General features: G+C 66.2%; 12 protein-coding genes. 3 read left to right on the plus strand and 9 right to left on the minus strand.

Annotated elements, in window-relative coordinates:
• Nucleotides 1-22 precede the first annotated feature (22 nt).
• From N2M23_RS07390 to N2M23_RS07425, 8 genes are read right to left on the minus strand one after another with little or no spacing between them, the layout of a single operon-like run.
• Complete coding sequence (locus N2M23_RS07390; protein ID WP_265444430.1) at nt 23-1,654, minus strand: fucose isomerase; 1,632 nt, start codon at nt 1,652-1,654, stop codon at nt 23-25.
• 55 nt (nt 1,655-1,709) lie between these two features.
• Entirely contained in the window at nt 1,710-4,148 is a 2,439-nt protein-coding gene (locus tag N2M23_RS07395; RefSeq protein ID WP_265444431.1) for a GH116 family glycosyl-hydrolase, read from the minus strand.
• Entirely contained in the window at nt 4,145-5,275 is a 1,131-nt protein-coding gene (locus tag N2M23_RS07400) for a DUF4185 domain-containing protein (RefSeq protein ID WP_265444433.1), read from the minus strand. Before N2M23_RS07400 ends, N2M23_RS07395 begins: the two co-directional genes overlap by 4 nt.
• Nucleotides 5,272-6,366, minus strand: a complete 1,095-nt coding sequence (locus tag N2M23_RS07405) for a glycoside hydrolase family 172 protein (protein WP_265444435.1) — start codon at nt 6,364-6,366, stop codon at nt 5,272-5,274. The genes N2M23_RS07400 and N2M23_RS07405 overlap by 4 nt, the downstream gene beginning before the upstream one ends.
• Nucleotides 6,363-7,088 (minus strand): hypothetical protein, encoded by a 726-nt coding sequence (locus N2M23_RS07410; RefSeq protein WP_265444437.1) that lies wholly within the window; start codon nt 7,086-7,088, stop codon nt 6,363-6,365. Before N2M23_RS07410 ends, N2M23_RS07405 begins: the two co-directional genes overlap by 4 nt.
• Nucleotides 7,085-7,939 carry a carbohydrate ABC transporter permease gene (locus tag N2M23_RS07415; RefSeq protein WP_265444438.1) on the minus strand — a complete coding sequence of 285 codons (855 nt, stop codon included), beginning with the start codon at nt 7,937-7,939 and terminating at the stop codon, nt 7,085-7,087. Before N2M23_RS07415 ends, N2M23_RS07410 begins: the two co-directional genes overlap by 4 nt.
• Nucleotides 7,936-8,853 carry a carbohydrate ABC transporter permease gene (locus N2M23_RS07420; RefSeq protein ID WP_265444440.1) on the minus strand — a complete coding sequence of 306 codons (918 nt, stop codon included), beginning with the start codon at nt 8,851-8,853 and terminating at the stop codon, nt 7,936-7,938. Before N2M23_RS07420 ends, N2M23_RS07415 begins: the two co-directional genes overlap by 4 nt.
• Nucleotides 8,850-10,190: an ABC transporter substrate-binding protein gene (locus N2M23_RS07425; protein ID WP_265444442.1), complete on the minus strand. Its 1,341-nt coding sequence runs from the start codon at nt 10,188-10,190 to the stop codon at nt 8,850-8,852. Before N2M23_RS07425 ends, N2M23_RS07420 begins: the two co-directional genes overlap by 4 nt.
• A gap of 221 nt (nt 10,191-10,411) precedes the next feature.
• Between N2M23_RS07425 and N2M23_RS07430 the strand changes: the two genes are divergently transcribed.
• From N2M23_RS07430 to N2M23_RS07440, 3 genes are read left to right on the plus strand one after another with little or no spacing between them, the layout of a single operon-like run.
• Nucleotides 10,412-11,764, plus strand: a complete 1,353-nt coding sequence (locus tag N2M23_RS07430) for an ABC transporter substrate-binding protein (protein WP_265444443.1) — start codon at nt 10,412-10,414, stop codon at nt 11,762-11,764.
• A 55-nt stretch (nt 11,765-11,819) separates the two neighbouring features.
• Nucleotides 11,820-12,761, plus strand: a complete 942-nt coding sequence (locus N2M23_RS07435) for a carbohydrate ABC transporter permease (RefSeq protein WP_265444445.1) — start codon at nt 11,820-11,822, stop codon at nt 12,759-12,761.
• Nucleotides 12,751-13,635 carry a carbohydrate ABC transporter permease gene (locus N2M23_RS07440; protein ID WP_265444447.1) on the plus strand — a complete coding sequence of 295 codons (885 nt, stop codon included), beginning with the start codon at nt 12,751-12,753 and terminating at the stop codon, nt 13,633-13,635. The genes N2M23_RS07435 and N2M23_RS07440 overlap by 11 nt, the downstream gene beginning before the upstream one ends.
• A gap of 8 nt (nt 13,636-13,643) precedes the next feature.
• Here the strand turns inward: N2M23_RS07440 and N2M23_RS07445 are convergent, their stop codons facing one another.
• Nucleotides 13,644-14,645, minus strand: coding sequence for a LacI family DNA-binding transcriptional regulator (locus N2M23_RS07445; RefSeq protein WP_341870592.1), 1,002 nt, complete (start codon nt 14,643-14,645; stop codon nt 13,644-13,646).
• Nucleotides 14,646-14,873 lie beyond the last annotated feature (228 nt).

The raw sequence follows: 14,873 nt of genomic DNA on the forward strand, positions 1-14,873 counted from the left end.
ATGGGGTGAGCACCCCATGGCGTCAGCCGGCGTCCCCCACCAGATGCACCTGGATGCCGAGCGCGTCGAACATCGCTGCCTTCGCGGCAAGCGCCCGGTCGGCGGTCTTCGCGTCGGGCGCGTAGGCGACGTTGAGGTGGTTCGCCTTGTGACGGGCCATGAACTGGTCCCGGCTCACCCCGTGCAGCACAGCGTGCATGATCGGCCACGCGGGCGTGGTCGCCTCGAGCCGGCGCCGGGTTTCTTCCTGCGGCAGCTCGATTGCGCTCGCGCGGCCGAGGTCGGCGTGCAGCACGCCGTCCATGATGAAAACGCGGGACCACACCACCTCGCCCGGCTTGGAGACTCCGCTCAGCGTGCCGCCGCCGAGCGGGAAGTACATCGGGGGCTGACGCATCGAGTAGGACCTGTCGTAGCCGCCGTTGTGCGCGGCCGGCACCGAGCCGGAGATCTCCATCACCCAGACGAATCTCCCGTCGTACTCCTGGCCCCAGCGCACGTCGTGCAGCGTCGTCGCCGGGTCGAGGCCCATCGCGGTCCAGACGCGGTTGGTCGCGAGCGCATCCACGGCGACGCCCCAGTCCACCTCGTTGAAGTGCGGGAGCGCCTTGCCGGCGTAGAGCTCCCGCTCACCGTCCCTGCTGTATGCCGGGGGCCGCTCGACGTTGTTGAGCAGGCCTTCGGCAAGGTCGCTCGCGGGCACGGTGTCCTTGAGGCCTTGCTGATATTGGATGCCCACGGCGTCGAGGCCGAAGTCGTCGGCGATGCGGAGCGCCGCGACATACATCTTGTACTGGCTGAGCAGTTGCGCCTTGGTGAGCTCGGTGGCCTCGTCCTGACCGAGGTGGAAGGTCATCCCGCGATCGAGCAGCCACTGGTGCACGGCCTCGGCCTCGCCGTCGGTCACCTGTCGCATCTCGGCGACCAGCGCACTCTGCGACAGCCGCTCCTTGTAGATGCCGAGCGGGTTGATCAGCTCGTCGTCGAAGATCGCGTTGTACATGCCCATGCAGCCCTCGTCGAAGACGCCGGCGATGGCCTTGTCGGTCTGCAACTGCCGGGCCAGTGCGATGCCGAGCTCCCGCTCGGGGCTGTCCGGCTGCGCACCGAGGTCGCGCACGTGGCTGGTGTCGTGGGTCAGCTTGCCGGTCTCCAGCCAGGTCCGCAGACCGTCGCGCGCCCACTCGTCGGTGAAGTCCTCGCTCCACAGCACGGAATGCTCGACGCCAGCCTTGGTGAGACTCCCCGAGAGGCCGAGCAGGCCTACCAGTCCGGGGAACTCACCGCTCCAGTTGGCCACGACCAGGATCGGCCCACGGTGCGAGCGCAGCCCGGCGAGCACGTGATGGGAGTACTGCCAGACCCCTTCGGCGACGATCAGCGGTGCGTCCGGCGGGATCTGCTTGAAGATCTCGATGCCGGCGCGCTGACTGTCGATGAAGCCGTGCTGCTTCTCCGCGTCATAGGGGTGCCCGCGACGCACCGTGCGCCCGAGTGCGGTCACCGCTGCGCCCAAGTCCTTCTCCAGTTGCTGCTGCACCGGCCAGCAGGTCTGATTGGCGGACAGGCGCAGGTCGCCGCTCGCCACCGTCCAGACCTCGCCCGGCTCCGCGGTCGGCTCCGGCGAAGTGGTCGGCAGGTCGTACGTCGTCATCGCTGAGGCTCCTTGAATCGTCCGAGTCATGTTGGGTCACTGTCGTTTCGGTCTTCTACGGATCTGAGATCTCGACGGCGAGGGCCGGCCCGCGGAGCGGCTCATAGCTGGCTCCCGTGTCATCGATGGACAGCGAGCCGAGGCAATCGCCGGCCACGACCGGCCAGCGGCCCGGCACCCGGCGGGCGCTGATCACACCCGTTGCCCGGTCCACCACGATCGCCGCCCAGGCGTGCACCAACCCAAAGGCGGCCATCGACCGCACGTAGTGGTTGCCGCACTCGATCTCGTTGAAAGGGTTACGCGCTCGGCCGTCGTAGCGTGCCCGCACATCGCGCGCGATGCGTTCGGCCACCGCGTGCTCGCCGCACGTCGCGAGTCCGGCCGCAGCGGTGTACTCCAGCCCCGTCCAGGTCTCCCCGACGTATGGCGAGGGTCTCTCGGGGCGACCGCCTGCCGGATAGGTGCAGTTGAGCAACCCGCGCTCCCCTGCAGCGGCGAACGTCCGGAGATGATTGAAGTGGTCGCCGAACTCCTCGCGATGGTTGTGGCGCCAGATGGACAGCAGCGTCGTGCGCACGTGCTCCGGGTCGAGACCGTGCCGTATCCCAGCCAGATCCGCCATCGTCACACCGGCCAATTGGTCTGCGGCACAGCCTGGTCCGAGCTGCAGATCAGGATCGACCAGATCGTCCGAACCCATGTCGGGGTTGTCGCCGGTGTGCCGGATCCGTAGGCCGGGTGCGATGTGCGAGGCATCCCCCGGCGGAAGCACCCGTTGCTCGTAGAACGAGCCGTTGAACAGCTCGCGTTCGGTCAGCTCGGCGCCCCTGTCCCGGAGCCGGCCACACTCGATCGCGAAGTCCTCGTCTCCGACGACATCCGCGAGCTGCTCCATGGCGCCCAGAGCCGCGAGGTACCACGACTGCCCAACACCGTTGGGGCCGTAATACTCCACGTCCATCGTGTTGTGCTGGCAGCCCTCCATCAGCCCGTCTCGGTCGCCGTCCCAGCCATTGTCGATCCACGCAAACTCCATGGCCCGACGGGCTCCTGGCCACAAGGCGCGAAGCCGATCGGTGTCACCAGTGAGCTGCCAGGTGCGGTGCAACCGCACCAGGGCACCCATCTGCCCGTCGGCAGCCGCGACCCGCCAGCCGCGACCCTCGGTGGCAAGCGGCAGCCCGGCCCGGAAGCTCATCAATCCCTGCTCATCGAGCGCGTGGAGTAGTTCGACCTCGCGCATGGTCCAGGCCAGCTGCGGGTAGAGCTGTTCCAGCGCGTACTGGTAATTCCAGACGTGGGTGCAACTCCCGTGACAGCTGCCGTGATCGCCGTTGCTGCCCTCCCAGGCGAGGAAGGTGCCGTCGGCGATCCGGAAGCAGGTGGTCGATCGCAGCGTCGCGAGCGTCGACAGGGTCGAATCCTGAACCACCGTAGGCAGATCGGAGTCGGTGACCAACCTGACGAAATCCAGGCTGCTGCTCTCCAGCGCGGGCAGTCGGGCGGCCGATCGGCGAAGCACATCGGCCGCATCGTCATACAACTGCGTGTAGTGGTTGCCGACTATCTCCTCGCCGTAACCGAAGTCCGGCGCCGGGCGGAAGGTGTGACTCCAGGCACGACGGTTCGGGAAATGCCAGGCGATCGCGAAGGTGAGCTCTCCGGCGGCGCCCGGTGCGAGTTCGACCTGCTGGACGAGCGAGGCCGTCGGCACCCGCGCCGGATCCGGCGGTTCGTCGAGTCGTCCGTCCTGCTCGAAGTCGTCCCAGAAGTCGAGCAACGAATCACCCCATGAGCGGTGGGCCCACGTGGTGCGGGTGCTGTCGGCGGCTCGCCCAATCGTCGCCAAGGCGATTGTGCCGTGGCTTTCGGCCTCGCTTCGCACGTGCGAAGAAGACCCGAGCAGCATTGTGCCGTCTTCGAACTCGGCAGGCTTGAAGGTGTTGCCGTCGGGCAGCAGCTCTCCCGCTCGGTAACCGATGACATTGGGCACGCTGAGGCACACCGCTGCCCGCACCACCCGGTCCGCAGTGTTACGCAGTCCGATGCGGAGGACGGCCAGGGGCAGCCCGCTCGCGTCTGCGTCGCCGGGCACGAGCGGGTTGAACATGCCGACCGTCGCCTCGACCGGCACCCGTGGGTCGCGCAGCTCGACCCGGCCGAAGGGATACGCCGCCAGGAACCGGCCCGCCGCGAACCGCGGTAACCCACCGAGCGGCACCGGACTGCCGAGCGAGCCATCGAGCTCATCCGGCAGCAGCTGCGCCTCGAGCGCCTTCACCCGCACCTCACCTTCGGCGTCGGTGCGCAGGGCGAGAAACGCCGCCGGATCGTGCCCCTTGGCCGGTCGGTTGAACAGCTCCCAATCCCGCAGCTGTCCACGGCCACCGAGACTGATCGTCCCGGTGCCAATCCCGCCGACGGGCAGTGCGACGCGGGACAGGTGGAGGTCGCCGAAGGTACGCACGCACGGCCAGTCGGCCAGCGTCATCGGGAGGCCCCGTCGACGAATTGCACTCTCCGCAATGAGAAGTCGTAGTCCGCCATACCGGCTGGGGCGCACGGGCAGACGTTCGACTGCAGCCACGCGCTCCGTTCGTCGGGCGCGAGGAACTTCGACGGCAAGGACAGTCCGTAACCACCGAATCGCTGTGCGGTCCACGGGTAGGGTCCGAAGTCGACCGAGTTGGTATGGCGGAACGGGCCCCAGGGCGTCGGCGCGGCGTAGAACTCGAAGGTGTTCTCCGTCCAGGAGGTGTAGACGTACTGCTTCGACTTGGGCAGGTAGGTCACGCCGCCCTGGCTGATCACCGAGTGACCGAGCGGGCTTCTTCGGGTGTCGGTGAGCACCGGCCGCTTCTCCTCGATGTTGGTCGTCCACTGCGGTTGGCTGCCTGAAAGGCCTTGGTAGAACTGCCACTTCGACCGTTCCTGCACGGCGTCGCGCGGCACCCGCGCCAGATAGAGGCTGGTCGGGTCCGGTACGACATCGCTGTAGGAGTCACGCCAGTTGCCATCGATCCCGTAGGCGTAGACGTAACCGTCCAGCGCGTCGCGGTAGTCCTTGCCGTAGTCGAGGAACATCACCGTGGTGAAGACGCCACCGGAGAACATCGGCGCAGTGCGGTCCCAGGACCAGTTGATGCCGTCTGCGGAGGAGGCGATGGTCGCAGCGGGCGCGCGGTTGAAGTCGTACGCCAGATCCTGCACGGCGAGATACTTCTTACCCGCGACGCACGCCATACCGGTCGGCTTGCGGGTGTATCCGGTGCCGGACCAGACCTGCCCAATCTGGTCTCCCTGTGCGAGATTCACCCCGCGCAGTCCCTTCGCTGGTGTGCCGCTGATCCGGGTGACGCCGATGTCGGAGGCGGTGAATCCGAAGCCCCGGCCGTCTCCGTAGGCCGCATACAGCTGATCGTCACTACCCCAGCAGTTGGGCCAGAGGTCACCGTCCGCACCGGCCCGCACCGTGGGCGCGTCCGCGACCTGAAGTTGTAGCCCTCTCGTCGGCCGATCGCTGGCCGCAGCCGTCGATCCACCAACCATCGCCCCGCAGGTGAGTACGGCAGCAACCGCGGCGCCCGCCGCGCGCGTGCCGCGCCAGTTCGGTCTCATTGCATGGCCTCCATTGGCTCGCCGGTGATTTCGAGGTCCTCCCGGCTCGCGAACTGCGGCCGGTGTGCGACGGGTTTGTCCAGATAGAAGAACGCAGTGGATGCGAGGTCGTCGGTGAGCGCGCGGTAGAGGTGACCGGGACGCCAGCCGAGCGCCTGGATGTCGACCGTAAGGTCCTCGGCGAAGTGGATCGGATCCGGGACGTGCCAGCGGTACATGCCGAAGCGCTGCTGAGATCGGTAGAGCCCGTCGGGTGCGATGACCTGCGGCATACCCAGATAGGGCGTGGTGTAGGCGGTGTAGCCCTTGCCCGGCACGTCGAAGTTCCACGCGCCGCCGAAGTAGTCCTCGGTGCCGGTCCCGCAGATCGTCGGGAACGCGCCGTCGGCTTGATCGCGGTCACCGTCGAGGTAGAACTTGATCTCACCTTCACCCCACCAGCCCGGGCTGTTCACACCCCAGGCGAGGTACGTCCCGACGTAATGACCACGCCCCTCGACACCGTCCAGGATCTGATGAGTCTGCCCACGTCCCAACGGATTGGAGCGATGAAACTGCGCGTGGAAGTACCCCGTGCCGGCGTTGCCGTCGCCGGTCTCATAGGTCAGCTGGTAGTAGAGCGTCACGCTGCTGTCGGCAAGGTTCTCCACCGTCAGGCGCGCCCGGTCGGAGAACGGCATCGGCCAGTAGCTGTTGAAGCCGCCATGCGGGTTGGCCGCGACCATCGCCGAGGAGACCTGAGCGAATTGCCCCCAGCCCTGGGCGAAGAAGTCACCGAGCGGCACCTCTACGGCAGGCTCATTCGCACCATCCCAGTAGGCCCGCAGCACCAGCGAACGCCAATTGTCCCGGTGGGTGGTTAGCCACAGGTGGGTGATCACCCCCGCCCCGTCGATGGAAGCAAGCTCGAAGGTGCTCCCAGCAGCGATGTCCACGCTGGGTGAAATCTTCCAGCCGACTCCGAGCTCGGCGGCGCACGCGGCGCCGGTCCCTTCCGTCGCGCGGCCGCCACCGCCCTTCCGGCCATCGAAGTTCTCCGGCGAGATCGACCGGGTCTGCACGTTGCGCAGGCGGGCAAGATCGAAAGTCATGCGTATTCCTTTCGGAGGGAACGGCTTCGGGCAACCGTGACGCCATCGATCGAGTTGGCCGAGCCGGCCTCGACGGCACTTGTCCAGAGTGCCGCACCGGCGATCATCGCGACCGGTGCCGGCACCAATAGGGCGATCGAAGCAGTGACCTGTGTCGTGAGCCACACCCCGGCCACCAGGAGTGCCGGCGCCGCCGCGAAGCGGACCGGCCACCGCAGCACGAGCCCGCAGGCCTGTGCCCATCGCTCGCCGGCCGATGTGCCCGGTTCGATCAGACCGCTGCCGCCCAGAACCGCGACGGTCACCGGAACCAAGAGCGTGGTGGTCGCGCCACCGACTCCGACCGGAGCCAGGGCGACCGGCATGTGGGTACGCCGCCATACCTCGACTGCAACGAGGGTCAGCACAAGACTGACGGCCAGTGGCAGAACTGCCGTGATGCTGCGAATTGCGCCGTTCCTGAGGGCTTTCACCCAGGTTGCGGGACGGGACTCATCGCGGCTCAGCACATCGTCGACCACCGCGAAGAGCGCACCCACGGACGGCGCAATGGCCACGGCGGCAAGCAGCGTTGACAGCGGCGTCACCCCGGGCGCGATGAGGAGCACGAGCGTGGTGACCACGCACACCGCAACCGAGGCGACCAGCAGCATGGGCAGGTGATCCCAGAGCCCTCGGACCGACCGGCGCAACACCAGGTGCTGAGTCTGCGCCGTGCTCATCCGCGGATCCCCGAGGAGGTGATGCTTGCCACGAAGGCCCGCTGGAAGACCAGGAACACCACCAGCACCGGCACGACGACCGCGGTGATCGCCGCGAAGACCACGACCGACGAACCACCCTGTCCTGCTTGCAGAGTCACGAGCCCGATCGGCAACGTCATCTTCTCCTGGCTGCTGATGAAAATCAGCGGTCCGAAGTAGTTGTTCCAGGATGCCTCGAAGCTAAGGATCGACATCGCCGCCACCGCGGGACCGGCCAGCGGCATGATCAGCCGGAACAGGATCCAGAGGTGGCCGGCGCCATCGATCCGGGCCGCCTCGTCCAGTTCCTTCGGGATGGTGTTGAAGTACTGCCGGAAGAAGAAGATCGCAAAAACATTGATCAGGGCGGGAAGCCACAGCGCCTGCAGTGTGTCGATCAGCTGCAGATTCCGCATGAGCACGAACACCGGGATGACAGTCATCTGCACCGGAACCATCAGCGCGGCGAGCATGAGCGCGAAGAGCTTCTCCCGCCCACGGAACGGCAATCGCGAAAAGCCGTATGCCGCAAGGACACTCACCAACACCGAGCCCACGGTTGAGATCGTCGCGACGATCAGGCTGTTCAGCGCCATCCGCCAGAACGGGATGAGCCCGTCGATGTCGCGGAAGTTTTGGACGGTGAACGGCTTCGGGATCCAGTTGGGCGGGATCCCGAAGGCGTCGCCTTCGCCGGTCAAACTCTCGACGATCAGCCAAACCAATGGAGCGAGCATGATCAGCCCGACAGCGAGCAACACGACGCCGAGCAGCAGACGGCCGGCGGAGGGGCGCTTCGCACGCAACTGCCGAGTGCTCCTCGTGCTCATGTCTCGTGCACCCAGCGCTTACCGACCCAGAACTGCAGGGCGGTGACAGCGGCCATGATGACGAACACCAGCAGGGAGACCGCCGAGGCGTAACCGACCTGGAACGCCTGAAATCCCTTCTGGTAGAGGTACATCACGATAGTGATGGTCGAGTTGTCCGGCCCGCCGTTCGGGGTGATGATCTGCACCGGGTCGAAGATCTGGAAGGCACCGATGAACGTGATGACGCCGGCGAAGAGGATCGTCGGCGACATCAGCGGGATCGTGACATTCCAGAGCACCTGCCACCCGTTGCACCCATCAGATCGGGCGGCTTCGATCAACTCGGTCGGCACCGTCTGCAGCCCGGCGAGCATGATCACGAAGGTGAAGCCGATCGTGTGCCACCAGTCGATCGCGATGATCGCCGGCAGGGCCCAGTTCGGATCGGTGAACCAGGCCGGCGTCGAGATGCCGAGCTGGCCCAGGTAGTAGGTGCCGACGCCGAATGTCGGGTCGAGCACGTACTTCCACAGGAGCGCGACGGCGGCCCAGGAGATCACGAACGGGAAGAACAAGGAGGTCCGCACGAAGTACGACAGCGCACGGCCGGTCAGCCGATTCACGCCGAGCGCCAGCAAGAACCCTCCGACCAGGTGGGTGACCACAGAGGCGAGGGCGAAGATGAACGTGTTCGCGAGCGCCTTGTAGAGCAGCGAATCACCGAACATCTGCCGAAAGTTGCCCAGCCCGTTGAACTTCGAAGCAGTCAACATGTCCCAGCTGAAGAACGACAGCACGATTGCCGCGATGAACGGCCCGAGAATGAACACCAGGAACAACAGCGTCGCCGGCGCCACGAAGGCGAAGCCGGTCCACTGCCGATGGCCGGCACCGACCGACGGTGCGCGTTGCGCCGTGTCGGCCTCGCTCACAGAAGCGCCTGCATCTGCGAGTTCGCCTTGCGCAGCGCCTCCTCCACCGACGACGTGCCGGTGATCGCCGCCTGCCAGCCCTTGGTGACTGCCGTCTGCACCTGCGCACCCTGGTCGGGGCTAGGGATCGGCGTGCCGTATCCGATGGCCTTGGAGAGCAGTTCCGAGCCCTTCGGGGCGTCCTTCAGGAAGACCTGGCTCTGCGCGACCGAGGTCAGTGCGGGGATGTTGGTGCCACCGATGCTGGCGTAGAACTCGGACGCCTCCTTGCTCATCAGCCACTTCAGGAATGTCCAGGCGTCCTCCTTTTTCTTGGACGCTTTGAGGATCGGCCAGCCGTCCCACCCCACCGGCGAACCGTTGCCCTTCTTGGTCGGCCAGTTGACGATTCGCGTCTTTTCCACCATTTTCAGCCGGCGGATGTCGAGGGTGACATAGCGACCGCCGCCCAGCGTGGCGAGTTTGCCCTTGGCGAACGCGGACGGTGCGTCGAAGGCCCCGCCGGGCTTCGGCGAAAGCCCCGCGTCCAAGAGCTTCTTGACGAAGGTGGCAGCCTCGATCGCCTCCGGTGAGTCGAAGGTCGCCTTCTTCCAGTCGGCGTCCAGGGTGCTGGCGCCGTTGGTCAGTAGCCACGGCATGATGTCGCCGAACGGGAAGCCGTAACCGATGCCGAGCAGGTACGCGCCCGTCTTGGCCTTGATCTGACGGCCTGCCGTCTCGAACTCGTCCCAGGTCCAGTCGGGGGCCGGCAGGTCCACACCAGCTTTGGCGAAAACATCGGTGTTGCAATACATCTCGACCGTGTTGTAACCGCCAGGGATGTAGTAGGTCTTGCCGTCCGGAGAACCGTACTTGGTGGTCCATTCCTTGAGGTTCGGGTCGATCCCTGCGTAGAACGCGTCGGTGACGTCCTTGTCTCGCTTGATGTAGGAGTCCAGTGGTTCGAGCAGTCCCTTGGCAGCAAACAAGCGTTGCCCCTCAGTGGCGACATCGACGATGTCAGGCACCTTGCCACCGGCGATCTGGGTGGACACCGTGTTGGCAAACGAACCCCAGTCCCCCGCCGCGATGCCGGTTGCCTTGATCTTGATTTTCGGATGCGACTTGTGGAAGGCATCGAACAGCGCCTGGAACGCCTTCTGCTGCGTGGCATCGCCCAGATAGATGAGCGACAGCTCGCCGTTGCCCGCCGACGCCGGCCCACCAGTCGACCCTCCGCACGCCGCGAGCGAGGTCAGGGCCGGGATCGTGGCAGCCGCACCGACGTAGCGCAGCACCGACCGCCGACTCGGCCTCCCGTTGGCTGCCGCACCGACAGGAACGCGGTCGTTGCTCATGATGCCTCCAGGTCGATCCCAGCAGTGTGAGAAATCGTTTTCTTCCGAGGCGAATGTAGACAGCCGCGAGAAGGACCGTCAACCGAAAGTCGTGATTTGGGTCACGCGACGTCCTTGACCGTCGTAGCCTGTCGTCATACGGTCAGAAATCGTTTTCTTCCGTTCAGTCCGTTCTCACCGAGAGCCGAACATCTCCCCTGTGCCCCCGACCAAGGGAACTCATGACCACACCGGCCACTGGGCAACAGTCGACCTCCCCACGCCCTGTCCTCACCCGACGCGCACTGCTCGGCGCGGGACTCGGCCTTGGAGCCGCCGCCGCACTCTCGGCGTGCGGCTCCGACGACCCCAACGATCTGTCGTTCTGGAACTTCTACGGACCAAGCCCCACCCCGTCGACGACGAGTGACTGGTTCAAGTCCGTCACCGACGAGTGGAACCGCAACAACGACGTGAAGGTGCGCCCGCGCTTCATCGCCGGCTCGGCATACCTGAACGGCAACACCTTGCAGACCGCCTTCTCCGCGGGATCAGGCCCGGACATCTTCCTGATCAGCCCCGGAGATTTCCTGCGCTATCAGAACGGCGGGGCCCTCCTGGACCTCACTCCCTATCTGCCCGAAGGAGCCCGGGAGGACTACGTCAAGGGCGCGCTCGACACCCGCACGGTGGACGGCAAGGTCTACGCGCTGCCGATGGAGATCGAGCCACTGGTGGTCTACTACGACAAACGTGCCTTCGAGCAGGCCCATCTGGCGGAGTCCGATCTGCCACGCACCTGGGACCAGTTCCTCGACGTCGGAACGAAACTGACCAACCGCAACCGCTTCGGGGCGCTGTTCGAGACGCTTCCTGGCTACTACCAGAACTTCGTCTGGTACCCGTTCCTCTGGCAGGGCGGAGGCGGTGCAGTCGCGGACGGCAAGAGCATCTTCGACTCCGAGGCGGCTCGGGGCGCACTGGGCTTCTGGCGGGAGACCCAGCGCCGTGGCATCGCTCCCAAGGCCGCACTCGGCGGCGGTTCCGGCGACACCCCGTCCAATCTCGCGGTCGGTTACTGCGCGATGCAGCAGTCGGGCATCTGGGCGGTGGCCGACTTGAAGACCCAGGTCCCCAAGTTCGAGTACGGCATCTTCCCGCTGCCGATCCCAGAGGGCGGCAAGCAGGTCACCGACGGTGGCGGCTGGGCGTTCGCGGTCAATGCGCGCGGCAAGAACCCAGAGGCCGCAGCGCGTTTCGTCTCCTGGGCGCTGGCATCCACCGACGCCGCGGGCATCGACCGGGCGCGACGCTGGAACACCGTTGCGAAAACCAACCTGCCGCCGCGGACCAGCGTCCGCAAGGCGGCTGAGGCGAAGGGCGATTTCACCTCGGGCGTACTCAAGACCTTCGCCACCTCGATCGCACCGACCCTACGGTCGGAACCGCGATATCCGCCGGAGGTTTACAAGGCGATCTCCGACGCGATCCAGAGCACTCAACTGAGCGGGAACGCGCCAGCCGGAGCCGCGCGCCAGGCATCAGACGTCATCGACAACTTCCTACTCACCTACCGAGGCGGGTCGATCCTGTGACATCCCAACCCTTTTCGTATGACGTGCCGACCCGACGCACTGGGCGGGAGGCATCGTGGCAGCGCTGACCTCGATCACCACGAAGGCGGCCGGCAAGCCGGCGATGTCGGCAGAGCGCCGCAAGCGGGAGACCCGCGCGGCGTGGCTGTTCCTCGCGCCGGACGCCATCGGTCTGCTCGTGTTTGTCGCCATACCAATGGTGTTCGCGCTCGCCCTGTCCCTCTTCGACGTCGACGGATTCGGCAACTACCGGTGGATCGGACTCGACAACTTCCATCGGATGCTGTCGGACCCGATGCTCGGCCGGGCGATCGGCGTGACCGTGAAGTACGTCGTGCTCTTCGTGCCGTTGTCGTTCGCCTTCGGCCTCGGCCTGGCGTTGCTGGTGTGGAACAAATTCCCCGGCGTCGGCATGGTCCGCACTCTGCTATTCCTGCCGAATGCGTTGAGTCTGGTGGTGATCGGGCTGCTGTGGCAGTTCCTGCTGGTGGACAAACAGGGCGTCCTGACCAAGATGGGGCGACCGTTCGGCCTGGGCGACGTGTCCTTCCTCGGCGACCCGAAATGGGCGCTGCCGACCTACGTGCTGATCAGCGTGTGGTACTCGATGGGCTACCAGATGCTGCTCTTCCTCGCCGGCTTGAACGACATCGACGGCGAACACCTCGACGCGGCTCGAGTCGACGGCGCCGGCGCCTGGCAGCGCTTCCGGCATGTCATCTGGCCGCTGCTCGGACCGACCAGCTTCTTCGTGCTGATCACCTCGCTGGTCGCGTCGGTCACCGGCCTACAGGCCTTCGACCTGGTCTACGTGCTGACCAAGGGCGGACCGGACAACCAGACGTCCACCATCGTGTTCTACATCTACCAACAGGCCTTCAGCTTCGGACATTTCGGGTATGCCGCAGCAATCACCGTGATGCTGGTGCTCTTCCTGGTCATCGTCACCGCAGCGTTGTTCAAGGTCACCGGAGGAGGACGGCTCCATGCCCGTTGACACCACCGAATCCCGCACAACCGCACCGACCACTCCGGCACCACCGCGTCGTGCAACCCGGCGCAAGCGGCCCGCCGGTGGCCAACTGGCCCGAGCACTCGTGGCGTGGGCGATCGCCCTCCTCACCGTGTTCCCGTTGGTCTGGCTGCTGCTCACCGCGTTCAAGCCCGAGGGAGAGTCGTTCTCCGGCGGCTGGCCGTCGCACTGGACCTGGGACAACCTGAAGTTCGTCCTCACCGAGGTGCCGTTCCCGCGCTACCTGCTCAACAGCGCGATCGTCTCGGTCGTGGTCACCGTGCTTGCTCTCCTCTTCCACTCGATGGCCGCATACGCGTTGTCACGACTACGTTTTCGCGGGAGCGGACTGGTCCTCGGCGCGATGGTTTCAACGATGTTGGTGTCGCTCCCGGTGATCCTCGTGCCGTTGTTCCTGATCGCCAAGGCCCTCGGGCTGCTCGACAACTTCGCGGGGCTGATCGTGCCGATGATCTTCAACGCGTTCGGCATCTTCCTGCTGCGCCAGTATTACCTCAACTTCCCCACTGAGCTGGAGGACGCGGCACAGCTGGACGGCTGCGGCTACCCGCGCCTGTTCTGGCACGTCGTGCTGCCACTGTCCCGGCCTGCCCTGGCGTCGCTGTCGGTGTTGTTCTTCCTGGCCAACTGGAACGCGTTCCTCTGGCCGCTCGTGATCACCTCCAACCCCGACCTCGCGGTCGTGCAAGTCGGAATGTCGAGCCTGCAGGGGCAGTACGCCTCGGCATACAACTATGTGCTCGCCGGGTCACTGATCGCGGTCATCCCGACGATCCTGGTCTTCCTGCTCGGCCAGCGCTGGCTGATCGAATCGATGAAGAGCAGCGGCCTGAAGTAGCCAACCCCTCAGTCGCGCAACGAACTCCCCCGCACGACGAGCTCGGTGCGTAGTCGCCGAGTGCGAGCAGCGGGCTGCGCGTCCAGCGGCACGCCGATGCGGTCGAGCAGCAGTCGACCGGCCAAAACGCCCATCTCGTATGCCGGTTGGGCCACGACCGTGAGCGGGCGTTCGGTGAACTGCGTCCACGGTGCGTCGTCGAAGGCCACCAAACCGACGTCGCGGCCCGGCACCAGACGCCGGTGGCGCAACTCCTCGAGCACGCCGAGTGCCATCTCCGAGTTGGCGACGAAGAACGAGTCCGGCGGATAGCGCCCGTCCAACAGGTCGGCTGCGGCGAGTCCCGCACGGTCTGCGCGGTAATCGGCATACCGCACAAGGTTTTTCGGCGAGCGGCGACTGTGCGCGGCCATCGCTCGCCGATAGCCGGTGAGCCGCTGCACGGCGGTGCCGGCCGACTCCGGCCCGGTGATGCACGCCGGCCGACGCCAGCCCTGCTGCAAAAGGTGTGTGGTCGCCTCCTCGGCACCGGCGGCCGATCGCACCAGCACCGAGTCGACGGGCTCGCGCAGCGGGCGGTCGATTGCCACCACCGGGACACCGAGGCGTTGCAAGTGGGAGATGTCGCTGCTGACCTCGTTGGGCGACAACACCACCCCGCTGACCTGCTCGCGCACGGCGACGTCGAGGTAGCGCGCCTCCTTGGCCGGGTCCTCGTCGGAGTTGCAGAGCACCACCGAGTAGCCCTGCTCCTGCGCGACATCCTCAAGGCCCCGAGCGACGGCGGTGAAGAACGGGTTGGCGATGTCGGAGATGATCAGCGCCCAGACGTCGGTGCGCTGCAGTCGCAGGCTGCGGGCCACCCCGTTGCGCCGGTACCCGAGTTCGGCTGCGGCGACCCGCACCCGCTCGGCGAGTTCGGTGTCGACGGTCGCCTGGTTGTTGAGCGCGCGAGAGACCGTGGCCACCGACACCCCCGCCGTCGCTGCGACGTCCTTGATGGTGACGATGGCGCTTCCTCCTCACGGGTCCGGATCGACGGCGGCTGCACGACGCGCCCAGCCGCTCGGTTCGACGGCCCGACCTTACCCGTCGGCAAACGTTTTCCGCGCGCCGTGCCGTGCGATGGGCGGCGGCGCCGGCGCACGCTTCCCGACGAGTGCCGGCACCGGCGATCGACGGGACCCGTCTGTCACCCTGACGACGAAACCGACCGCTGACGGCGAGATCTCGCCGTC

It is taken from the genome of Flexivirga meconopsidis (assembly GCF_026162425.1).
Classification (GTDB): Bacteria; Actinomycetota; Actinomycetes; order Actinomycetales; family Dermatophilaceae; genus Flexivirga; species Flexivirga meconopsidis.